The 21,615-nt window shown below is 47.1% G+C and carries 25 protein-coding genes; all 25 read left to right on the forward strand.

All coding sequences use genetic code 11. The features are described from left to right. The first annotated feature begins 63 nt into the window (after window positions 1–63). The 25 genes from flgG to E6W40_RS06440 all read left to right on the forward strand — a co-directional run bounded on the left by flgG (window position 64) and on the right by E6W40_RS06440 (window position 21,533). Window positions 64–882, forward strand: a complete 819-nt coding sequence (gene flgG, locus E6W40_RS06320; RefSeq protein ID WP_136604708.1) for a flagellar basal body rod protein FlgG — start codon at window positions 64–66, stop codon at window positions 880–882. A gap of 56 nt (window positions 883–938) precedes the next feature. Continuing rightward, window positions 939–1,163 (forward strand): flagellar FlbD family protein, encoded by a 225-nt coding sequence (locus E6W40_RS06325; RefSeq protein ID WP_136604709.1) that lies wholly within the window; start codon window positions 939–941, stop codon window positions 1,161–1,163. Beyond that, window positions 1,160–1,627, forward strand: a complete 468-nt coding sequence (locus E6W40_RS06330; RefSeq protein WP_136604710.1) for a flagellar basal body-associated FliL family protein — start codon at window positions 1,160–1,162, stop codon at window positions 1,625–1,627. The genes E6W40_RS06325 and E6W40_RS06330 overlap by 4 nt, the downstream gene beginning before the upstream one ends. A gap of 60 nt (window positions 1,628–1,687) precedes the next feature. Further along, on the forward strand, window positions 1,688–2,686 hold the full coding sequence (gene fliM / locus E6W40_RS06335; protein ID WP_136604711.1) for a flagellar motor switch protein FliM: 999 nt from the start codon (window positions 1,688–1,690) through the stop codon (window positions 2,684–2,686). Continuing rightward, window positions 2,676–3,908, forward strand: a complete 1,233-nt coding sequence (gene fliY, locus E6W40_RS06340; protein ID WP_136604712.1) for a flagellar motor switch phosphatase FliY — start codon at window positions 2,676–2,678, stop codon at window positions 3,906–3,908. Before fliM ends, fliY begins: the two co-directional genes overlap by 11 nt. A 27-nt stretch (window positions 3,909–3,935) precedes the next feature. Continuing rightward, complete coding sequence (locus E6W40_RS06345; protein WP_136604713.1) at window positions 3,936–4,301, forward strand: response regulator; 366 nt, start codon at window positions 3,936–3,938, stop codon at window positions 4,299–4,301. A gap of 7 nt (window positions 4,302–4,308) precedes the next feature. Then, entirely contained in the window at window positions 4,309–4,845 is a 537-nt protein-coding gene (locus tag E6W40_RS06350) for a flagellar biosynthetic protein FliO (protein WP_136604714.1), read from the forward strand. Further along, on the forward strand, window positions 4,842–5,594 hold the full coding sequence (fliP, locus tag E6W40_RS06355; protein WP_136604715.1) for a flagellar type III secretion system pore protein FliP: 753 nt from the start codon (window positions 4,842–4,844) through the stop codon (window positions 5,592–5,594). Before E6W40_RS06350 ends, fliP begins: the two co-directional genes overlap by 4 nt. A gap of 28 nt (window positions 5,595–5,622) precedes the next feature. Then, window positions 5,623–5,892: a flagellar biosynthesis protein FliQ gene (fliQ, locus tag E6W40_RS06360; RefSeq protein WP_136604716.1), complete on the forward strand. Its 270-nt coding sequence runs from the start codon at window positions 5,623–5,625 to the stop codon at window positions 5,890–5,892. A 12-nt stretch (window positions 5,893–5,904) separates the two neighbouring features. Then, the gene (gene fliR / locus E6W40_RS06365; protein WP_136604717.1) at window positions 5,905–6,693 is read left to right on the forward strand and encodes a flagellar biosynthetic protein FliR; all 789 of its coding nucleotides are present in this window, start codon (window positions 5,905–5,907) and stop codon (window positions 6,691–6,693) included. Window positions 6,694–6,713: 20 nt separating this feature from the next. After that, window positions 6,714–7,802, forward strand: coding sequence for a flagellar biosynthesis protein FlhB (gene flhB, locus E6W40_RS06370; protein ID WP_136604718.1), 1,089 nt, complete (start codon window positions 6,714–6,716; stop codon window positions 7,800–7,802). 27 nt (window positions 7,803–7,829) lie between these two features. Beyond that, window positions 7,830–9,863, forward strand: a complete 2,034-nt coding sequence (gene flhA, locus E6W40_RS06375) for a flagellar biosynthesis protein FlhA (protein WP_136604719.1) — start codon at window positions 7,830–7,832, stop codon at window positions 9,861–9,863. Continuing rightward, window positions 9,860–11,269, forward strand: a complete 1,410-nt coding sequence (gene flhF / locus E6W40_RS06380) for a flagellar biosynthesis GTPase FlhF (RefSeq protein WP_136604720.1) — start codon at window positions 9,860–9,862, stop codon at window positions 11,267–11,269. Before flhA ends, flhF begins: the two co-directional genes overlap by 4 nt. Beyond that, window positions 11,266–12,165 carry a MinD/ParA family protein gene (locus tag E6W40_RS06385; protein ID WP_136604721.1) on the forward strand — a complete coding sequence of 300 codons (900 nt, stop codon included), beginning with the start codon at window positions 11,266–11,268 and terminating at the stop codon, window positions 12,163–12,165. Before flhF ends, E6W40_RS06385 begins: the two co-directional genes overlap by 4 nt. Window positions 12,166–12,199: 34 nt before the next feature. Further along, window positions 12,200–13,483 carry a protein-glutamate methylesterase/protein-glutamine glutaminase gene (locus E6W40_RS06390; RefSeq protein ID WP_136604722.1) on the forward strand — a complete coding sequence of 428 codons (1,284 nt, stop codon included), beginning with the start codon at window positions 12,200–12,202 and terminating at the stop codon, window positions 13,481–13,483. 33 nt (window positions 13,484–13,516) lie between these two features. Then, the gene (locus E6W40_RS06395; protein WP_136604723.1) at window positions 13,517–15,616 is read left to right on the forward strand and encodes a chemotaxis protein CheA; all 2,100 of its coding nucleotides are present in this window, start codon (window positions 13,517–13,519) and stop codon (window positions 15,614–15,616) included. A gap of 55 nt (window positions 15,617–15,671) precedes the next feature. Further along, window positions 15,672–16,133, forward strand: coding sequence for a chemotaxis protein CheW (locus E6W40_RS06400; RefSeq protein ID WP_136604724.1), 462 nt, complete (start codon window positions 15,672–15,674; stop codon window positions 16,131–16,133). A gap of 36 nt (window positions 16,134–16,169) precedes the next feature. Further along, on the forward strand, window positions 16,170–16,766 hold the full coding sequence (locus E6W40_RS06405) for a chemotaxis protein CheC (RefSeq protein ID WP_425464936.1): 597 nt from the start codon (window positions 16,170–16,172) through the stop codon (window positions 16,764–16,766). Beyond that, a complete protein-coding gene (locus E6W40_RS06410) occupies window positions 16,759–17,256 on the forward strand; it encodes a chemotaxis protein CheD (RefSeq protein ID WP_136604726.1) in 498 nt (165 codons plus the stop codon). The genes E6W40_RS06405 and E6W40_RS06410 overlap by 8 nt, the downstream gene beginning before the upstream one ends. 2 nt (window positions 17,257–17,258) lie before the next feature. Next, entirely contained in the window at window positions 17,259–17,663 is a 405-nt protein-coding gene (locus tag E6W40_RS06415; RefSeq protein ID WP_136604727.1) for a hypothetical protein, read from the forward strand. A gap of 14 nt (window positions 17,664–17,677) precedes the next feature. Further along, a complete protein-coding gene (locus E6W40_RS06420; protein ID WP_136604728.1) occupies window positions 17,678–18,466 on the forward strand; it encodes a FliA/WhiG family RNA polymerase sigma factor in 789 nt (262 codons plus the stop codon). Window positions 18,467–18,497: 31 nt separating this feature from the next. After that, the gene (locus E6W40_RS06425; protein WP_136604729.1) at window positions 18,498–19,907 is read left to right on the forward strand and encodes a flagellar assembly protein A; all 1,410 of its coding nucleotides are present in this window, start codon (window positions 18,498–18,500) and stop codon (window positions 19,905–19,907) included. A gap of 60 nt (window positions 19,908–19,967) precedes the next feature. Further along, window positions 19,968–20,276: a hypothetical protein gene (locus tag E6W40_RS06430; protein ID WP_342774707.1), complete on the forward strand. Its 309-nt coding sequence runs from the start codon at window positions 19,968–19,970 to the stop codon at window positions 20,274–20,276. A 61-nt stretch (window positions 20,277–20,337) separates the two neighbouring features. After that, entirely contained in the window at window positions 20,338–20,919 is a 582-nt protein-coding gene (locus E6W40_RS06435) for a hypothetical protein (protein ID WP_211146974.1), read from the forward strand. Continuing rightward, window positions 20,916–21,533 carry an endolytic transglycosylase MltG gene (locus E6W40_RS06440; RefSeq protein WP_136604731.1) on the forward strand — a complete coding sequence of 206 codons (618 nt, stop codon included), beginning with the start codon at window positions 20,916–20,918 and terminating at the stop codon, window positions 21,531–21,533. Before E6W40_RS06435 ends, E6W40_RS06440 begins: the two co-directional genes overlap by 4 nt. Window positions 21,534–21,615: the final 82 nt, after the last annotated feature.

Below are 21,615 nucleotides of genomic sequence, written 5' to 3' on the forward strand. Positions count from 1 at the left end.
GGAGAGCCAGTGGACTGCTGATCGACAGATGCGGTCCATGACCTATAGAGGAGGATATAATCAATGTTAAGATCCATGTATTCAGGCGTTTCGGGTATGCGCGGTTTTCAGACCAAGCTTGACGTTATTGGCAATAACATCGCAAACGTGAATACAACCGGTTTTAAATCCGGGCGTGTAATGTTCAAGGACGTGATGAGTCAGACGGTTTCAGGAGTTACTGCACCCAATGGTACCGAACAAGGCGGTGTGAATTCCAAGCAAATTGGTCTTGGCGTTTCGGTTGGATCAATCGATACGGTACATCTCGGAGGAAGTGCGTTGACAACCAATAACCCGACGGATGTTCGGATTGATGGAGACGGCTTCTTTCTGGTGAAGCTGAACGATGCACAGGAAACACCCTTTCTGACCCGTGCCGGTGATTTTCATGTCGATGCTGCCAAAAATCTCTTAACCTCAGATGGCTTCTATGTATGTGATTCCGGCGGAGAACCGATCACGCTTGAAGAAGATACAACATCATTCTCTATTTCACAGGACGGATCCATTGTACAGAAGAAGGCCGATGGTTCAACTGATAATGCAGTGAAGCTGGGTATTGGTAAAGTAATCAATCCGGAAGGTCTTGAGAAAATCGGCGGAAGTCTGTACCGCATGACTATCAACGCCAATCCAGACGGAGCGCTTGATGCTACAACAGCGAACAATGCCGAAGATGGAACAGGCGCTATTGTTTCCGGCCAGCTCGAAATGTCTAATGTTGACTTGACGGGCGAATTTACGGAAATGATCGTTGCCCAGCGCGGGTTCCAGGCTAACTCGCGTATCATCACCACTTCTGATGAAGTACTTCAGGAGATTGTAAATCTGAAGCGTTAATAGATTGAACTCGCGGGAGAGGCCTGCCTCTCCCGAATTTCCATAGGAGGCCTGCTATGATTTCTGTTACCCGGTTAAACGGTTCACCATTATGGCTGAACGCTCTGCTTATCGAAACAGTGGAAGAAACGCCAGACACATATATTACATTGGTCACGGGCAAACGCATGATTGTTTTGGAGAAAGCAGCTGAGGTCATTTCCTTGGTGAAACAATACAATCAGGAAATCGGCGTTCACAATTCTACAATCAAAGTGCAACAATTGGAGGAAAACTCATGAAAAAAATGCTGCCTTGGCTGATAACTATACTTCTGGCTATTACACTAATCGTAGTTGCAGTGGTTTTGCTTACGCCTCAGCTGCTCGGAAAAGACAACAGCAATCCGAACACTGCGGCCCAGGCGATCGAGGTTCAAAAATTATCGGCGGATGAACTTGTGGAAATGACGTCTGAAATTACGGATATCAAGACCAATCTTGCAGATCAGGATTATATCGTATTGATGAATTTTGCGTTCCAATTGAACGATAAGAAGTCCAAAGAAGAATTCGACAAGATCAAGGAGTTCAAAATCAAACCGATTATTATCAAAACGCTTGCCGATACCAAGCCGGATGAGCTCAGAGGCTCAGGCGGCAAGGACCAATTAAGCGCAAAATTGATCAATTTGATCAATAAAACTCTGACTGAAGGAAAACTGACTCAAATCGAAATAACAAATTATATTTTAACATCGCTCTAAAATAAGGATTTCTGCAAAAAACTTGTGAACCCAATACAATCCTTTAAGGGGGTGAGATGATTGGTTGAAGTATTATCGCAAAATGAGATCGATGCCCTACTGGCCGCGCTTTCGTCTGGTGAAATGGATGCGGAGGAACTGAAGAAAGAGGATACTCAGAAAAAAGTCCGCTCCTATGACTTTAAACGTGCGGTCCGTTTTTCAAAGGATCATATCCGCAGCTTAACCCGTATTCACGAGAATTTTGCACGGTATTTGACGACGTATTTCTCTGCGCAGCTCAGGACCTTTGTGCAAATCAGCGTGGTTCAGGTTGAACAGCTTCCATATGATGAATTTATACGATCCATTCCCAAAATGACGATCCTTAACATTTTCGAAGCTGAGCCTTTAAAAGGAAGAATGGTGCTGGAAGTCCACCCCAACGTAGCATATGCCATGCTGGATCGTCTGTTGGGAGGCATGGGCAATGCTCCTGCGAAGATCAATACGCTTACCGAAATCGAGACGACTATTATAGAGCGGATTTTCAGCCGTGCTTTCGAGAGTCTCGCAGATGCATGGAAGACGGTTTTGGATATCTCGCCTCGATTAGAAGCAATGGAAACGAATCCGCAGTTTATGCAGATCGTATCACCCAATGAAACGATTGCGCTCATATCACTGAGTACAAAAATTGGGGACACCACCGGAATGATCAATCTTTGTATACCGCATGTTGTGCTGGAGCCGATCATGTCCAAGCTGTCAACACACCAGTGGTTCGTGTCAGAAAAGAAATCCAGTGTGCCAGAGGAAGCTGAATCTTTGAAATACCGGATCAGCCAGGCAAAGTTAGACATTATCGCTGAGCTTGGGGATTCGAAAATTTCCATCTCTGAATTTTTGGGTCTGGCTGTAGGAGATGTGATCAGCCTCAATAAAACAGTAGATAACGGGCTGTCGATCAAGGTAGGAGACCACCTCAAATTCATTGGAAGTCCAGGCACGCTCAAAGATCGGGTGGCTGTTCAAATCGACGAGATTGTCAGTGAAGGAGTTGAGGAATTTGACGAGTAACGATTATTTATCACAAGAGGAAATTGATGCTCTGCTAAAACAGTCCGAGGCGGGGGCCAGCACCACAAGCGGATCGACAGTTGACGACTATTTGACTCCTTTGGAGCAGGATGCTCTGGGCGAGATCGGAAATATCACATTCGGAAGCGCAGCTACGGCTCTATCTACATTACTGGGCAAGAAAGTGGAGATTACTACTCCGAAAGTTTCGATCATTACACGCCAACAGTTCGAATCCGAATTTCCCAAGCCCCATGTGGCTGTTCATGTCACGTATGTAGACGGCTTCGAAGGCATCAATTCGCTCGTTATCAAGACGCGTGACGCACAGGTGATCGCAGACCTGATGCTGGGCGGAGAAGGCAATCCAGAAGATCAGGAGCTGAATGAAATCCATATCAGCGCTGTGCAGGAAGCGATGAACCAGATGATGGGATCATCTGCCACTTCCATGTCTACGATCTTTAACCGGTTTGTGAATATCTCACCCCCTGGAATCGATATCCTGGACATGGTCAGCGGTGATGGAGTCAACAGTCTTCCGGATCAGCAAACGCTCATCAAAATTTCTTTCCGGCTGACGATCGGGACTTTGATTGATTCTACCATCATGCAGCTGCTACCTATCCAGTTTGCCAAGGATATGGTAAACATGCTGATTCACGGGACTGAACCGGTGGAACAAAGTGCTCAAGAGACTGCAGCAGCTCAGTCGCCTGAAATGCCGGCAGCGGCTGCACAGCCAGCACCGGTACAACAGCAGCCGACATCGCCAAATCAGCAGCCGCAGGCTTTTCCTGCAGGGTATGGAGCCCCGGGAGATATGCCGGCCTATGATCCGAACCAGCAAATGCCGCCTTATGGCATGCCACAGCATTACGGAACACCGCATAACCGCAACGTGAATGTACAGCCTGTGCAGTTCTCAAATTTGCAATCAGGGACATTCGGGTCAGTCGATCAAAATAATTTAAACTTATTGATGGACATTCCTCTTAAAGTCACCGTAGAATTAGGAAGGACCCAAAAGCAAATTAAGGATATCTTGGAAATGTCTCAAGGTTCCATTATCGAACTGGACAAGCTTGCTGGCGAGCCGGTGGATATTCTCGTCAACAACAAACTAATCGCCAAAGGCGAGGTTGTTGTTATCGATGAGAACTTTGGTGTACGAGTCACAGACATTCTCAGCCAATGGGACCGAATACAAAAATTACAATAAGCAAAATTTAGGGAGGATTTTTAATCAATGGCTAACCGTATACTTATCGTGGATGATGCAGCTTTTATGAGAATGATGATCCGTGATATTTTATCTAAGAATGGTTTTGAAGTCGTAGGAGAGGCTCAGGATGGTTCACAGGCAATCGAGAAATTCAAAGAGCTTCGCCCGGATCTGATCACGATGGATATCACTATGCCTGAAATGGACGGGATTGCCGCTCTGAAAGAGATTAAGAAACTTGATCCAAGCGCAAAGGTCATTATGTGTTCTGCGATGGGACAACAGGCTATGGTTATCGATGCGATCCAGGCAGGCGCTAAGGACTTTATCGTGAAGCCGTTCCAAACGGACCGCGTTATCGAAGCAATTAACAAAACTCTGGGCATTTAGGCTTCCTATGATAATTGCCGACGGGGAAACGATTAATAGCCCGGGAAATTATTCCTTGTATCTGGTTTATGTCACTGTAGTTCTAGCCGTCATTGTTGCTCTGATCATTCTTTTAATCCGTTTTCTGGGCAAGAAAAACAAAACGTGGTTTACCAGTCGTGCTGTTCGGACCTTGGGTGCTGTTGGACTCGGTCCGAACAAATCCCTTCAAGTCATAGAAATCGGCAGCAGCCTGTATCTGGTCGGTGTAGGGGAAGACATTCGTCTTGTGGATAAGATTACGGATCAGGATGAAGTCAGAATTATCATGGAGGCTTTTGAGCAGGAAGCGAACGCCCAGTCGGGTGCTTTCTCGCCTTTACTTGAGAAGCTGGCTTCCAAACTGCGTAAACAAGGTCCGGTATCGGAGGATATTGAACTGGAGGATACATCATCATTTCACGAGGTCTTCGATGAGAAGCTGCGTAAAATGTCGAACCGCAAGGAAAAGATGGAGGAGCTTCTTCGCGAAGATAATACTACAGATCGGTTGAGGGATCCATGAAAAAGAAGGTTTTGCTAGCTTGCATCGTATTATCGGTTATTAGTTTGCTTGCAATAACAGCAGCTTTTGCTGATCCCATTCCCAATATTGATATCAAGGTGGGCGATTCAGGAGGCAAACCGAGCACCAGCTCATTATCGATTTTGCTCCTGGTTACTGTCATCAGCATCGCGCCGGCGCTGCTGGTGCTGATGACAAGCTTCACCCGGATCGTGGTTGTTCTGGGATTCGTGAGAACATCGCTAGGAACACAGCAGATGCCACCCAATCAGGTGCTGATCGGTTTAGCCCTGTTTCTGACTCTTTTTGTGATGACACCAACGTTTTCATCGATTAATGATGTTGCCTTGCAGCCCTATCTAAAGGGTGAAATAACACAGACACAAGCTCTGGACAAAGCGGCAGAGCCGATGAAAAAGTTCATGTTTTCGCAAACTCGAGAAAAAGATCTGCTGCTATTTATGAAATACACGAAGACGGAAAAGCCAAAAACCTACAAAGATATTCCGCTGACTGTCATGGTGCCTGCTTTTGCGATCAGCGAGCTGAAGACGGCGTTTCAAATGGGTTTCATGATATTCATACCTTTTCTCATTATAGATATTGTCGTCGCCAGTACACTGATGGCCATGGGGATGATGATGCTTCCTCCGGTCATGATTTCGCTGCCTTTTAAAATTCTGCTGTTTGTGCTTGTCGATGGATGGTATCTGATCGTCAAATCACTGCTGATGAGTTTTAATACATGACGTATGATGAAGGCGAAGGAGGCCGGCCATGAATTCTGATTTTATTATCGGACTCGCGGGACAGGCAGTTTATACCGTGCTGAAGGTCAGTGCACCCATGCTGCTGCTCGGTCTGATTGTAGGTCTGATCGTGAGTATTTTTCAGGCCACAACACAGATCCAGGAACAGACCTTGGCATTCATTCCGAAAATTGTGGCGGTACTGCTGGCAATTTTGCTGTTTGGTCCTTGGATATTGACGACATTGGTGGATTTCACCTTTAATATTTTTGATAATCTATACAAATATATCGGGTAGGCGGAACTGTCTATGAACATGTTGCTGGAAAGCCTGCCGGTCTTTATGCTTATTTTTTGTCGAATTACCTCTTTTTTTGTTGTAGCACCTGTGCTCTCCTCTAAAGGAGTACCGAATATCTTTAAGATCGGCATGTGCTTTTTTCTTTCGGTACTTGTGTTTCTGACCAATGGGGTGCATCAGCAGCTTCCGGCTGACCTGACATACATTCTCTTGATTATTCGGGAAGTTCTTATCGGTCTGTTGTTGGGCTTTGTAGCTTATCTGCTGTTTATGGTCATTCAAACGGCTGGAGCTTTTATGGATATTCAAATTGGTTTTGGCATAGCGAATGTCATTGACCCGATGACCGGTGCATCTTCGCCGGTGCTGGGTAACTTCAAGTATATGTTTGCCGTGCTGCTTTTTCTAACGATGAATGGACATCATTACTTGCTGGATGGCATTATACGAAGCTATGACTGGGTGCCTTTATCCAATGATTTTTTCATTAAACTTTATAATGGAAGCATTTCAGAGTTTTTAGTGAAAACATTCGGCCAATCTTTTGTACTGGCCTTTCAAATGTCGGCACCGATTGTCACCGCGTTATTTCTTACGGATTTAGGTCTCGGGTTCCTTGCCCGCACAGCTCCGCAGTTTAACGTATTTGTGATCGGAATGCCGCTTAAAGTGATCGTAGGCTTGGTTGTACTGATGCTGCTCGTACCCACATTTTCTTATATATTCGGAGATTTATTCAACATTATGTTTGAATCCATGCAGAAGCTGCTGGGGATTATGGGGCACAGGCCGACATAGCGGGATGGGGGACGACAGGAGTGTCCTACAGGTATCCACTGGATTTACAGTTGTTTGCCGGTGAGAAAACAGAAAAAGCGACGCCCAAGAAGCGGCAGGATACCCGTAAAAAAGGACAAGTCGCCAAAAGTCAGGAACTTTCAGGTTCCGTCGTGCTGCTTGCCTCTTTTTTAAGCTTGTTGATGTTTGGCGGCTTTATAAAAGAACATTTGGTCGACATGTTTAAAGATGTGTTTGTTAATCGTCTGAACACAACCGTTTCCATTGGAAATGTGATGAACATGGCGATGCAGTATGTCATTCAGATTTTAATTCTGCTTGCACCACTATTTGCTACCACGGTCGTTATTGCCCTGGTCGCCAATGTGGCGCAGGTGGGCTTCATGCTGTCAGGGGAAACCATCAAGCCCAAGTTCAGCAAGCTGAACCCGATCAAAGGGTTTAAAAACATATTTTCGGTCAGATCCTTAGTAGAATTTTTGAAATCGATTTTCAAAATTACGATTATCGGACTGCTGGTTTACCAAACTTTATCAGGTGCCCTACCACAGATCGGCAAGCTCTCAGAAATGAATATTGAGAAAACCTTTCATTTCATAGCAAGCTTGACGATGAATCTGGGGCTCAAAATTGGAGCAGCGCTCTTCGTCATGGCAATTCTGGATTATCTATATCAACGCTTTGAATTTGAAAAGAGTATAAAGATGTCCAAGCAGGACATCAAGGATGAGTATAAAAAAATGGAGGGTGATCCGCTGATTAAAGGAAAGATCAGGGAACGCCAGCGCAGAATGGCCATGCAGCGCATGATGCAGGAGGTGCCTAAAGCGGATGTGGTTATCACGAACCCGACTCACTTCGCCGTGGCTCTGAAATATGATGGGTCGCAAATGGAAGCTCCGCAGATTGTGGCTAAGGGTCAGGATTTTGTAGCTCTGCGCATCAAAGAAATCGCCAAAGAAAACGGCGTAATTACAATGGAAAACAGACCTCTCGCCCGCGCCTTGTATCAGAGAGGGGAGATCGGGGATGCGATTCCCGCCGATCTGTTCCAGGCTGTGGCTGAAGTATTGGCATATGTATACAAGTTAAAAGGCAAGGTTAAATAACCCCTGGGATCGGAGGCAAAGAAGCCATTGAAAATAAAAGAGCTTACGGTATTACTAGGTGTCATCGGCATCGTTCTTATGATGATTCTTCCGATCCCGACATGGCTTTTGGACATACTGCTTGTCATTAACATCTCGCTGGCCCTGCTCATTTTGCTTGTGGCCATGAACACCAAGGAAGCGCTGCAATTTTCCATCTTCCCATCTTTGCTATTAATCACTACCCTGTTTCGCCTGGCGTTAAACTTATCGACAACCAAGCTGATCTTGTACAATCATAATGCCGGTGAAGTGGTCGCTACCTTCGGAAGCTGGATCGCCCGCGGACAGATTGCCATCGGATTTATCGTCTTCCTGATTCTGGTGGTCGTACAGTTTCTCGTCATCACGAAAGGCTCGGAGCGGGTTGCGGAAGTGGCTGCACGCTTTACGCTGGACGCGATGCCGGGCAAACAGATGAGCATCGATGCTGACTTGAACGCCGGCCTGATCAACGAACAGCAGGCGCGGGAACGCCGCAGAAAGGTCGAGCGCGAGGCCGATTATTACGGGGCCATGGACGGTGCGACCAAATTCGTCAAAGGGGATGCGATTGCGAGTATCATCATCCTCATCATCAACCTGATTGGCGGTTTCATTATCGGAATGACGATGCACGGCATGGCATTCCAGGATGCTTTGTCCACGTATTCCGTCCTGACGATTGGTGACGGTCTCGTTTCCCAAATTCCGGCTCTGTTGATTTCAACAGCATCAGGTCTGATCGTTACCCGATCTTCCTCGGAAGGCAATTTGGCCAGCGATCTGACAGAACAGCTGATGTCTTATCCAAAGCTGCTCTATATCGTAGGGGGAACCATTGCCCTGCTCGGTTTTTTCACTCCGATCCATATCATTTCAACCCTGCCGCTCGCTTTGATTATGCTCTTTGCAGCTTACAATATGCAGAAGAATATGGAGCGCAAACAGATTGAGGTGGAGCAGCAGGAGGAGGAGCAGCAGATCGAAGAGGTCAGAAGTCCCGAAAGTGTTATCAATTTGCTACAGGTGGATCCGATCGAATTCGAATTCGGGTATGGCCTTATCCCGCTGGCGGATGTTCAACAGGGAGGGGACCTTCTAGATCGGATCATTATGATCCGCAGACAGTGTGCTTTAGAGCTTGGTCTTGTCGTCCCCGTCATCCGAATTCGCGACAATATTCAACTAAAACCGAATGAATATGTCATAAAAATTAAAGGGAATAATGTCGGCGGCGGTGAATTATTACTTAATCACTACTTGGCAATGAGTCCCGGGTATGAAGACGAAAGTATTTCCGGGATTGAAACGCTGGAACCGGCCTTTGGTCTCCCTGCTTTATGGATCGATGAAACAACCAAAGAACGAGCCGAGCTTTCGGGTTATACGGTTGTAGATCCGCCATCCGTGGTGGCAACGCATTTGACGGAGCTTATCAAGAAGCATGCTCACGAGCTTATTGGACGTCAGGAAACGAAAACATTGGTCGACAATTTACGCGAAAATTATCCAGTGCTTGTCGACGAGCTGATTCCGGGCGTGCTTTCAATCGGGGATGTGCAGAAGGTGTTAGCTAAGCTGCTCCGCGAGAAAATCTCCATCCGTGACCTGGTCACAATCTTTGAGACTTTGGCAGACTACGGCCATTATACCAAAGATCCGGATGTGCTCACAGAATACGTAAGGCAAGCTCTCTCCAGACAGATAACCCAGCAATTCTCCCAGGAAGGGGAGACGCTGAAAGTCATTACGGTTGGACCAACTCTGGAGAAAAAAATCGCCGAAAGTGTACAGCAATCGGATCAAGGGAGCTATTTGGCCATGGATCCGATGTCTACTCAGACGGTCTATCAAAAGCTCAGCGAACAGGTTAACCGTTTGCTGCAGTCCGGACAGCAGCCAATTTTGCTGACATCGCCTACGATACGCATGTACTTGCGTCAAGTGATCGAACGGACGATGCAGGACATTCCGGTGCTTTCATACAGCGAGCTCGAGCCGAATGTTGAAATTCAAAGTGTCGGAGTGGTGAATTTATGAGAGTGAAGCGATATCTGGTCGATACGATGCCTGAAGCTATGCTCCAGATCCGCAATGACCTTGGCAGTGATGCCGTAATACTCAGTACGAAGGAGACCAAGATAGGCGGTTTCCTCGGCATGTTCAGACAAAAGAAAATTGAAGTCATTGCGGCTGTGGAGAATGAGGAGCAGACTAAGGCGAAAAAACCACAGTCTCCTCCGGTCCGTCCACCGATGGTAGTGCCGCAAAAGGCTGTGCCACAGGCTTATAAAAAAACGGTTGAAGTAACCTCCTCAGCCGTGAACAGCAGTACAGTTCTTTCGGCCTCGGAGCAGGCAGCCGCAGCTGCCGAGATCCTTCCTCCGAGCAATTCTGAGGAACCGGCAGAACATGCAGTATCATTAAACCCTATGAATTCCGATCTTATCAAAACTTTATTAACCGATCGGGAAGCTGATGTGCTTCATGCAAGCAGAGAGATCGAGCAGACACCCGTGAAGCCGGCGATCGAAAGGGATGTCTTGAAGGTAAGTAGCACTCCTTCAGCAGAGGACAAGCTGTTGGAGGAGCTGCGAGAAATGAAGGCATGGATGGCCAAGATTTCCCGCCAGTCCGCCTTGCAGCAGACCCTTCCGGACGGATTGCAAAAGCTTCAGGATCGTCTTCTGGCACAGGACATTGAATCTGACATTATTCAGGATTGGATCGAAGCTGCATATAAGCATTGGGAAGAGAACGGAAAAGCTTCTGATGAAGCTGAATTGGAAGTTTTTATTCGTAATCAAATCCATTTGTTCCTGGCAAATCGATTTGGCTCTGGAATATCCAGTGACACCAGAATGGTTTATATAGCAGGTCCGACCGGGGTCGGGAAAACAACAACGATTGCCAAAATGGCAGCCGAGCAGCTTTTCAGATACCACCGCAAAGTGGGATTTATCACATCCGATACGTACCGGATTTCAGCCGTTGAACAGCTAAGAACCTACGCATCGATTTTGAATGTTCCACTTGAAGTGGTCCAGTCTCCAGGAGACATCCAGCGTGCGGTCCAGCGACTCAATTATTGTGATCTCATTTTGATGGATACGGCAGGCCGCAATTACCGAAATGAGCTGCTGGTCTCGGAGCTCCAAAGCTTGTTCTCACCAGTAGAAAAGAGTGAAACCTATCTGGTGCTCAGCTTGACCTCGAAGACACAAGATATGAAGAAAATCACCGAGCATTTCAGCAAGTATGGGCTGGATAAAGTGATTTTCACCAAGCTGGATGAGACAGGCAGTTACGGCTCCATCATTAATCTGATCCATGAGTACCCTCTACAGCTTTCATATATGACGAATGGTCAAAACGTTCCTGATGATCTGCTTCTTCCGGGGGACCGGACGCTTAGCGGTCTGCTGCTGGGAGAAGAAAATACATGACAGACCAGGCACAGACGTTAAGGAATTTAGTTATGAAGCATGAGCATGAACGTACTGCACAGACGGCAAGTGATGTTCTGAATCGGACCGCGAAGCTGATCACGGTAACAAGCGGGAAGGGAGGTGTAGGCAAGTCCAACTTTACGTTGAACTTTGCACTTACACTGCAGTCCATGGGAAAACGGGTGCTGGTGTTTGATGCCGATATTGGCATGGCTAATATTGACGTACTCATGGGCATTACCGCCAAATACAATCTGTATCATCTTTTGCGGAGAGAGAAAAGAATCGATGAAATCATCGAACGGGGTCCAGGCTCTCTTTCTTTTATCGCAGGAGGGTCAGGGATGTCGGATTTGTTCTCTCTATCACAGCATGATTTGGACTATTTCACGGAACAAATTGAAAGTGTCGCTGGCGAGATGGACTACATTATTTTTGACACCGGTGCCGGATTGTCCAAAGAAAATTTTAGTTTCATACATTCGGCGGACGAATGCCTGGTCGTAACGACGCCGGAGCCAACGTCAATCACCGATGCGTATGCCCTGATCAAAGTGGTCAGCGGCAAGGAGCATGACACCTCCTTCAGGCTTATTGTGAACCGGGCGGGGGATGAGAAGGAGGCTGTCCAGACAGCCGATAAAATTATGATGGCTGCGCAGAGATTCCTGAACGTCAAAGTATCCATGCTCGGATACATCAGCGAAGACCACCATGTCGTACAGGCAGTGAAGAAACAAGTTCCTTTTTCCATGGCTTTTCCGAATTGCATTGCGGCACGGGATATACAGCGAATAGCTGATCATTACATGCTCGTCCCGGCCTCCCCGGAACCAGGTGCCTTGACAGGAATCAAAGGATTTATGCAAAAGTGGCTTCGTCGTACAAAATGATTCTTTTGTAATAGGGAACAGGGGTGGAAATGGCATGACGCCATATAAAGTCATAGTGGTAGATGACTCGGCATTTATGCGGAAAATATTTTCGGATTTGATCGAAAAGGATCCCGCATTTCAGGTCATAGACACAGCCGCGAATGGACGGGAAGCTGTTAAAAAAATAACAAGGCAAAAGCCTGATGTTGTTACAATGGATGTAGAAATGCCTGAAATGAATGGGCTAGAGGCTTTAAAGCTGATTATGGCAGAGCATCCGATACCGGTCATTATGCTCTCAGGCATCAATGAAGAAGGAATGAAGGAAACGATCATTGCCCTGGAATCCGGAGCATTTGATTTTATCCGAAAGCCATCTTTAACTTACTCACAGCATATTGAACAGGTCGGGGATGCGCTGCTCGAACAGTTGAAGGCCGCCATTAGTGCACGTGAAAGAAGAGCGGCATTCCGGGCGGAGGAGGAGAAGAGGCAGCAGCAGAAAGCAGAATCCGTACAACCATTACCTGGTCCATCGAATGTGGCGAAGCTGCGCAAGCCAAAGACAGAACCTGTTAAGCGTCAAGCTGTCCCTCCTAAAAAAACAGAAATTGTTGTGAAGAAACCGGAGAGCCGGATCGAACCTAAGAAGGAAAAACCTGCTTCAATTCTGTCTAAGTCCAAACATGAGGCTGCTGCCAGTCAAGAAATTACCGTCTCTGGAGCATCAACGGCCAATTCTAGCGAACAGAGGAATGGCTTTAATCAAATTGTGGCAATCGGCTGTTCTACAGGAGGTCCAAGAGCTCTGAAAGCCGTACTTGAGAAGATCCCTGGTGATTTGCCCGCTCCCGTAGTTATAGTGCAGCATATGCCGCCGAATTTTACCAAATCGCTCGCTCAGCGCCTGAATTCCTTCAGTTCATTGGAGGTCATGGAGGCAGAGCATGGGATGGGGCTAAAAGCGGGCTGTGCCTACATTGCACCAGGCGGCAAGCACATGCGGGTTACACAGGGGCCAGGTGGACGGTTCTCGCTTATTCTATCCGAGGATGAGCCGCTTAATGGTCATAGACCGTCTGTGGATGTGCTGTTTGAATCTTTACTGCCTTTGGAAGCGCTCAAGCGTCATGCAGTCCTGATGACAGGGATGGGCAGCGATGGGGCACGCATGATGAAGCGCCTATATGATTCGGGTGTATGCAGCACCTTTGCCGAAAGCGAAGAAACATGTATTGTGTACGGCATGCCGCGCTCAGCGGTTGAGCTGAATTGTGTAAGCCATGTTTTACCACTTCAAGAAATCGCAGCCGGTGTGATCCGTGCTGTGAAGTAACGGAAAGTGAACCTATAAAGGAGGTGTCTCACAATGGACATGAACCAATACCTATCCATGTTTATTGATGAGTCCAACGATCATCTGCAGTCATTGAATGAGAATATGCTTCTGCTTGAAGGTAGCCCGAGTGATCTCTCGATTGTGCAAGTAATTTTCCGTTCAGCACACACATTAAAAGGGATGGCCGCGACGATGGGATTTGAGGATCTCGCTGCGCTTACCCACCAAATGGAGAATGTGCTGGATTTGGTCCGCAACGAAAAGCTGGCTATGCAGGATTTTATTTTTGACACGCTGTTTAAAGGTCTGGACGCCTTGGAATCTATGGTACAGGATATTACCGAAGGCGGCGAGGGAAAAGCAGATGTATCGGGTATCGTAGCATCGCTGCAGGCAATCGTTAGGGGCGAGGATCTGTCAGCAGCAGGAGCAGGTGCCGAGGCTAAAACTTCTGCATCCGATCCAAGCGCTAACACAGCTATCCAGCTGGACGAATTCCAATACTCTGTATTGAACCAATCTATCGCAGACGGACACCGTGTTCTGTATGTGGATGTGCATATCCGTGAAAATTGTCAGCTGAAGGCTGTACGTGCATACATGGTATTTGATTTACTGGAAAGATCGGGCGAGGTTATCAAGTCCTCTCCTTCCGTGCAGGACATTGAACAGGAAAAGTTTGAGCACAGTTTCTCACTCTATTACATAACACAGATGGATCCTGCCGAATTGGAACAGCAGATTTTAAACGTGTCCGAGATTGATAAGGTCACTGTCATGGAGCTTGATCAGGAATCATTGCAGCAAATGAACGAAATGGGTATGGCATCGCAAGAAGCAGCTGCGGTTGCGGAGGCACCTTCTAAAGAGGAAGCCCCTGAGACAACAGCAACATCAGCAGCGCCGGAGCAAGCTGTACAAAAACAAGCACCGCAATCTTCTGCGGCCAAAACACCTGCTAAATCAAGCGGAGCCACGCCTTCGCGTACCATCCGCGTAGATATTGAACGGCTTGATGTGCTAATGAATTTATTCAGTGAATTATTGATTGACCGGGTTCGTCTGGAGCAGCTTGCCAGTGAGGTTCAGAATCATGCATTGACGGAGACGGTAGAACACATGAGCCGTGTCAGCTCCGATTTGCAGGATATTGTCATGAAACTTCGGATGGTTCCAGTTGATACGGTCTTCAACCGTTTCCCGCGGATGATCCGTGATTTGGCCAAATCGCTGGATAAAAAGGTGGATTTGATCATCACCGGCGCAGAAACAGAGCTTGATCGTACGGTTATCGATGAAATCGGTGATCCGCTTGTCCATCTTCTGAGAAATGCAGTAGATCACGGGATCGAACCGATCGCCGACCGGATCAGCGCTGGCAAGTCAGAGACAGGAACCGTCAACCTTCGTGCCTTCCATAGCGGAAATCATGTTTTCATTGAAATTGAAGAAGATGGACGCGGTATTTACCGTGAGAATATCCTTAAAACCGCCCTTAAGAAAGGCGTGGTCACGCAGGACCAGGCAGCAGCAATGTCTGATGACGAAGTGAATCAGCTTCTGTTCGCTCCGGGATTCAGTACAGCAGAGAAAATATCCGATGTTTCCGGACGCGGTGTAGGCTTGGATGTGGTCAAAGCGAAAATCACCTCGCTTGGCGGCCAAGTCACCATTTATTCGACGCCGGGCAAAGGAACGAATTTTTCGGTACAGCTTCCTCTGACGTTGTCGATTATCGCGGCTATGATGGTGAAAATGGGCTCTGAAAAATATGCAATCCCACTATCATCTATTGTAGAAACAGCCATTGTGCGCAAAGAGCAAATTCGAACGGTGCATGGCAATAAAATGGTAGAGTTCCGCGGACAGCATATTCCGCTTATCTCACTAAGCCGGATTTTTAATATTAAGGATTTTAATGAGAATGAAGAGAATGAAACCGAAATTATCGTTATCCATAAAGGTGAACGCCTGGCCGCGCTCGCGATTGATGAGTTTATCGGACAGAACGAGATTGTACTAAAAGGTTTGGGTAAATATCTGCCGCAGATCAAAGGCATTTCAGGTGCTACGATCCTTGGCGATGGACAGGTTGCGCTCATTCTTGATCCAAATGTGTTTATAAGATAGATAAGACAAGCTTTAGCCGCAACCGAGCCTGTATTCATAAAAGGAGGTTTTTCTCATGGGAGAAGAAATCAAAGTCATCGTATTTAAACTGGGCAGCGAGGAATACGGAATTGAAGTGGACAAGGTTCAAACGATTGAACGCATGCTTCCCATAACCAGAGTTCCCAAGACCTACACATTTGTAAGAGGCGTCATCAATTTGCGTGGAGTGGTCATTCCGGTTATTGATCTGCGCGGGCGTTTCGGGCTGGAGGAAGGGGAATATACCGATCAGACCCGGATCATTATCGTTGCGGTGAATGACATGGAAGTCGGCTTTATTGTTGACTCCGCAAATGATGTTATCGATCTGCATACAGACCGCATTGAAACACCTCCTGAAGTGGTAGGCGGAATCAAGGCGAAGTATCTGGATGGGGTTGCGAAAATCGGTGATGATCGTCTGCTCATCATGTTGAACCTCGCCGAAGTACTTAATAAAAGTGAAATTATCCAATTGGAAAGCTTAGAGGAGTAGCCTGTGGAGGTCTTTAAACATTTTAAAGAATTTAAAATGGATGTTTTGAAGGAAGTGGGAAATATTGGCGCTGGCAATGCTGCAACAGCATTATCCCGGCTTCTGGACAAACCGGTAGATATGGCAGTACCCAAGGTACAGCTTCTATCCTTTGAAGAAATTTCGGAAAAGGTGGGGGGTGCCGAACAGGTTGTGATCGCAATCTTCCTCCGAGTCGAGGGAGATGCGCCGGGTAATCTTTTCTTCATCTTAAGTCCGGAGGCTGCCAAAAGCCTGCTTAAAAGGCTGGTCGGCATTCCTCCCGAGAAAGACGACGGTTTATTCAATGAAATGGAGCTGTCGGCTCTGAGTGAAATCGGCAATATTTTGGCGGGATCCTATTTATCCTCGTTGGCTGATTTTACGCAACTATCCATGTCGCCTACCGTTCCGGCGCTGGCGATGGATATGGCTGGTGCAATACTGAGCTATGGTTTGCTGCAGTTCGGACAAATGGGAGACGATGCCCTTTTGATCGATACAACGTTTCTAGAGGGCGATCATGAGGTGGAGGGACAATTTTTCCTGATTCCTGATCCAGACTCGTTCGCCAAGATTTTTCAATCACTGGGAGTGCCTGTGGATCATGATTGAAGAGCAAAGCATTGTAAAAGTAGGTATGGCCGACCTTAACGTTGTGCAGCGTTCCGGAGTTATTCGGACGGTCGGTCTGGGTTCATGCGTCGGACTTACGATGTATGACCCACAGCTGAAAGTGGCCGGGATGGCGCATGTCATGCTTCCTTCATCGGATATTGCCCGTGAAGGACAGTTGAACATCGCGAAGTATGCGGACACAGCTTTGCCTGCTCTTCTTGACAAACTATTGAAGTTAGGTGCTTCCCCCTCACGCATCGTCGCCAAAATGGCAGGAGGCTCGCAGATGTTCGTATTTGTTGGCACAGGGGACACCATGAGAATCGGACCGCGGAATGTGGAGTCCTGCAAATTAAAACTGGCAGAGCTGCATATTCCGCTCATTGCAGAAGACACTGGCGGAAACTACGGGCGTACAATCGAACTGGATGTAAGTACGGGAATATTGTATATCCGCAGTGTACAAACAGGTGTAAAGGAAATGTAGCCATGAAGGGAAATCTGCTGTTTAATCTGGTATTTGGCGTTATAGGGTTTATTCTGACCCTGTTGTTTTCTCTGACAAACAATTTGTTCATGACAAGTGTATTACGAGGGGCGGTATCATTTGTTGTATGGTTTCTCTTGGCATTTCTGCTGAGATGGACGTGGACTATTATCAGTGCCCCTCAGGAGGATACTGCGCCAGAGGGCGGGGAGGACGAGTTAACGGGCAACCGCTTTGACTTGACGACTCCTGATGAAAGTGACGAGCTGAATGAGCTGTTAAAACAAAAACCCGACCTTTCCAATGAACGGGGTAATGATTTTACACCACTCAATCCGCCGAAACTGGTCTCGACAAAGGATCCTGAAGAATTGGCCAAAGCGGTTCGTCACCTGACAGAAAAATAAGGAGGGTGAGGGTAGTGAACGAGCGTAAAACTTCTCATCTGAATCACGCCGAGCTTTGGGAACAGTGGAAAGAACATGGAAGTCTGGAAGCTAAAAAGAAATTGATCGAGAACTATCTTCACATCGTTGATTATGTATCCAGCCGCCTGGCTATCGGACTTCCGAAGAATGTGTCGAAGGATGATCTGGCCAGCAACGGTGTAATGGGATTGATAGATGCAGTAGACAAGTTTGATTACAAACGCGGTCTTCAGTTCGAGACCTATGCATCCTTTCGGGTGAGGGGAGCTATCTTGGACTCTCTTCGTCAAGGAGACTGGGTGCCTCGTTCGGTCCGTGAAAAGGCTAAAAAAATCGAAGATGCCTATCAGCAATTGGAACAAAAACATCTTCGCTCGGTATCGGATACCGAAATGAGTGACTTTATGAATATTTCGGTGAATGAATTTCAGCATATGCTGCAGGAAGTGGCTGTCATGTCGCTGTGTTCACTCGAGGATCCCATTCGGGAGGAAGAGTCCGAAACAAGGCTCTCCATTATGGTGGATGATAAGGCTAAGAATCCTGATTATAAGGTCAATGAGTTCTATTTAAAGGAATCATTGGTTAAAGGGCTGGAAAAGCTCACTGAAAAAGAACGTACCGTTGTATCATTATTATATTATGAAGATTTATCACTTAGCGAGATTGCCGAAGTTATGTCTCTTTCGCCTTCGAGAATTTCTCAACTGCATTCCAAAGCGATTTTGCGTCTGCGCGGAACGCTGGAAAAACATCGTGATTTGCTGATGCAAAACGATTAAACCGCTGTAGAAATAGAGGGGAGGAAAAGGATTGACAGCTAAATTAGCACTGGATACCTTTTTAAGTGTTACGTTTTCAGATGATAAAAGCGTTGCATATATACAATTTTCAAAGCGTGAAGAGGGTTTCAAGTGCACAGAAGACGAATTGATGCTGTTTTTGCGCAGCCAACAGATTCAATATGGTATTGAGCGGGATATAATCAGCCGGATTGCGAGCCATCCCGAAGAATATATGTTCAACCGTACGCCGGTTGCGATGGGCGTACAGCCTGTCAGCGGCAAGGATGGCTATATCGAGTATGCGTTCAAGCTTCGCGACGAGCGGGAGCAAAAGCCGCTGGAAATCGAGGACGGCAAGGTGGATTACAAGGAACTGCTTAGCCTAAACAATGTGATCAAAGGACAGCTGATTGCCAAGAAGATTCCACCTCAGCCAGGTAAGCCCGGTACGTCGGTAACCGGTGAGATCATCGCATTCAAGCCGGGTAAAGAAGCATATTTCAAGGTTGGAAAAAATGTGGTCCTTGATGCGGAACAAGCAGCTATGTATGCCGCAATCGATGGTCTGATTGCAACAACCGATAAAGGTAAAATCAACGTATTTCCGGTCTATGAAGTCAATGGTGACGTCGATTACAGTATCGGAAATATTGACTTTGTGGGAACGGTCGTCATCCGGGGAAATGTACTGACCGGATTCCGTGTTAAAGCAGCGGGAGATATCCGTGTCGTAGGCGGAGTTGAAGGGGCAGAACTGGATGCTGACGGCTCAATTGAAATTACAAGCGGTATCATTGGTTATAACAAAGGCTACGTAAAAGCGGGAAGAAACGTTAAAAGTTCATTTATCCAGGACGGAAATGTTATAGCCGGTGAAGACGTCATCGTGTCTCAAAGCATTATGCACTCGAATATTCGGGCGGGCAAAAATGTGATTTGCAACGGGACCAAGGGACTGATTGTCGGAGGCAGTATCCAGGCAGGGGAGAGGGTAACGGCGCGGACAATTGGTAACAGCATGTCCACCATGACCTCCATTGAAGTTGGCGTACAGCCGGAGCTCCGTAACGAGCTTAACGAGCTGCGGGTACAAACAAAGCAATTTAAGGATGCGCTTGATAAAACGGAAAAGGCTCTCCATCTCCTGAATCAGCTGGCTTCCACGGGGCAGCTGACACCGGATAAGGTTGCTCTCAGGGTGAAGCTGAATGCTACTCAAAAGTCTACCCAACGCGAGCAGATAGCAGCCAGAGAACGGATACTTGAAATTGAGAAAACTCTTGAAGATACGGTTAAAGCTAGAGTTGACATCATAAAAATGATTTATGGAGGATCCAAAATCGTCATCGGAAGATACACTCGATTTATCAAGGATCCCGCTGAACGCGTCTCTCTTTACTATCACGAAGGCGACATTTCGATGGTTCCATATATCTAGTTGACTACATTGAGCTCTTAACGCTCGGATATCCTCTAAGGCAGGTGAATATTCGTGAGTATGAAAGCGGTAGAGATGCAAATTGCCATACCTCGCACCACGGAAGCGGGTAAAATACAAAACGATGTTCATCATAGATCTTCACAAGAACAGCAGTTTCTGGCGGGACAGCAGCTGAAGGAAAGTCAGGAGCTCCGCCAGCGAAGCACGGGCATTGACGAAACAGCAAATGCTGCAGTGCGGGATGATGGGAATCAGCATTCCTCCAGAAAAGACGAATCCCACCCCCATCGGACTAAGCAGGAGCCTGAAGAGCATCATGATGCAGAGCATCCTTATAAGGGGCATCATCTTGATGTTTCACTCTAGGCGAGCGACTCGCAAAGATTCTGTAGCTATGAAAATAAGCAATTAAAGGAGAACTAAAGGTTTGAAACCGTGGATAATTGTCGTTATTTTAGGCGCTGCCGCCATAGTCTATGCTCTCATGCTGCCTAAACGGCAAGTCAATAAGTCTTCTTCTGATAAAGATAAAATGGTTCAAGAAGTAGAAGCGACATTGGAGCATTACATGGCAGATATTGAAAGAGAAAATGAAGAGCTGGTTGAGCTGATCAGTCAAATGAAGCAGGAGACCGCATCCAGGCAGCTTGCCCAGCAGGAACAGCTGACCGAAATGAGACAGCGGCTGCTACTATTGGAGCAGCAGTCACTTCAGTATGAAGCACGCTTACATGCTGCAGAGCAAGGAAGCCACCAGACTGCCTCTGTATTGCTGTCGCAGGCTCAGGAAACCGCAGCGGCACAGATGAGTATACTTCACCAGGAAGAGCCGCTAGTGGAGGAAGTCCTCCCGGAGACGAAAGAACCGTCAATACGTGAACGCTATCCGGAGCTGTTTGAATTATATGCTCACGGCAAATCCGTGGATGGCATCGCGAAAGTGATCGGCATGCAGAGCGGCGAGGTGCAGCTTATTTTGCAGTTGGCCAAACAGGAGGGATCGCTGTGATCAAAAATCGTTCATTTATGATCGGTCTGGGCAGCGGTCTGCTGGTGGGAGCCCTTCTGCTGCAGCTGATGAACGTGGGCGCAGGACAACAGGTTCTCTCAGAAACAACAGTAGTGGACAAGCTGACCAAGGAACAGCTGCAGGAACAGGCAGAAGCCATGAATTTGAAGGTAGTTGAAGCTGAAGGCAAGCTGATGACTGAAGCGGAATGGAAACAGCAGATGATCGACAAGAGTTCCAAACCTCAAGGCAGCGGAGTTAAGACGCCTGAAGCCGGAAACAAGACGGAGACGCCAAAGACACCGGAACAGCCAGCGACTCCTGATTCCAAAGCCGGAGGTCAGACACCAAAGACGGAAGCTCCTGCAACTGGAAAGAGTCCAACAACACCCGAGACTCCATCTGTAAAAGTGAAAATCGCGAATGGAAGCAATTTGACTGATGTTGCCGCCAAGCTGAAGCAGTCGGGAGTTATTTCCGACATGGCCTCATTTGTGGAGAAAGGCAGAAGCCAGAAAATGAGCACTAAAATTCAGTATGGCACATATGAGTTTAGTCCAGGAGAGGATTTTAGCAGTATCATTGCCAAAATTACGACAAAACCGCCTAGCTGATGGGATATACACAGCCGGACGGCTTTTTGCTGTGGTGCATCCGCTTAATCTCAACGAACTCATTCCGACTGTGTAGTGGGAA

Source organism: Paenibacillus dokdonensis (assembly GCF_004916975.1).
GTDB classification, from domain to species: domain Bacteria; phylum Bacillota; class Bacilli; order Paenibacillales; family Paenibacillaceae; genus Paenibacillus_AQ; species Paenibacillus_AQ dokdonensis.

What these genes read in the sequence shown, in the direction of transcription:
- flgG (WP_136604708.1), top strand. Translation starts at nt 64, where the DNA reads ATGTTAAGATCCATGTATTCAGGCGTTTCGGGTATGCGCGGTTTTCAG.
- E6W40_RS06325 (WP_136604709.1), top strand. Translation starts at nt 939, where the DNA reads ATGATTTCTGTTACCCGGTTAAACGGTTCACCATTATGGCTGAACGCT.
- E6W40_RS06330 (WP_136604710.1), top strand. Translation starts at nt 1,160, where the DNA reads ATGAAAAAAATGCTGCCTTGGCTGATAACTATACTTCTGGCTATTACA.
- E6W40_RS06345 (WP_136604713.1), top strand. Translation starts at nt 3,936, where the DNA reads ATGGCTAACCGTATACTTATCGTGGATGATGCAGCTTTTATGAGAATG.
- E6W40_RS06350 (WP_136604714.1), top strand. Translation starts at nt 4,309, where the DNA reads ATGATAATTGCCGACGGGGAAACGATTAATAGCCCGGGAAATTATTCC.
- fliP (WP_136604715.1), top strand. Translation starts at nt 4,842, where the DNA reads ATGAAAAAGAAGGTTTTGCTAGCTTGCATCGTATTATCGGTTATTAGT.
- fliQ (WP_136604716.1), top strand. Translation starts at nt 5,623, where the DNA reads ATGAATTCTGATTTTATTATCGGACTCGCGGGACAGGCAGTTTATACC.
- fliR (WP_136604717.1), top strand. Translation starts at nt 5,905, where the DNA reads ATGAACATGTTGCTGGAAAGCCTGCCGGTCTTTATGCTTATTTTTTGT.
- flhF (WP_136604720.1), top strand. Translation starts at nt 9,860, where the DNA reads ATGAGAGTGAAGCGATATCTGGTCGATACGATGCCTGAAGCTATGCTC.
- E6W40_RS06385 (WP_136604721.1), top strand. Translation starts at nt 11,266, where the DNA reads ATGACAGACCAGGCACAGACGTTAAGGAATTTAGTTATGAAGCATGAG.
- E6W40_RS06390 (WP_136604722.1), top strand. Translation starts at nt 12,200, where the DNA reads ATGACGCCATATAAAGTCATAGTGGTAGATGACTCGGCATTTATGCGG.
- E6W40_RS06395 (WP_136604723.1), top strand. Translation starts at nt 13,517, where the DNA reads ATGGACATGAACCAATACCTATCCATGTTTATTGATGAGTCCAACGAT.
- E6W40_RS06400 (WP_136604724.1), top strand. Translation starts at nt 15,672, where the DNA reads ATGGGAGAAGAAATCAAAGTCATCGTATTTAAACTGGGCAGCGAGGAA.
- E6W40_RS06405 (WP_425464936.1), top strand. Translation starts at nt 16,170, where the DNA reads ATGGATGTTTTGAAGGAAGTGGGAAATATTGGCGCTGGCAATGCTGCA.
- E6W40_RS06410 (WP_136604726.1), top strand. Translation starts at nt 16,759, where the DNA reads ATGATTGAAGAGCAAAGCATTGTAAAAGTAGGTATGGCCGACCTTAAC.
- E6W40_RS06415 (WP_136604727.1), top strand. Translation starts at nt 17,259, where the DNA reads ATGAAGGGAAATCTGCTGTTTAATCTGGTATTTGGCGTTATAGGGTTT.
- E6W40_RS06430 (WP_342774707.1), top strand. Translation starts at nt 19,968, where the DNA reads ATGAAAGCGGTAGAGATGCAAATTGCCATACCTCGCACCACGGAAGCG.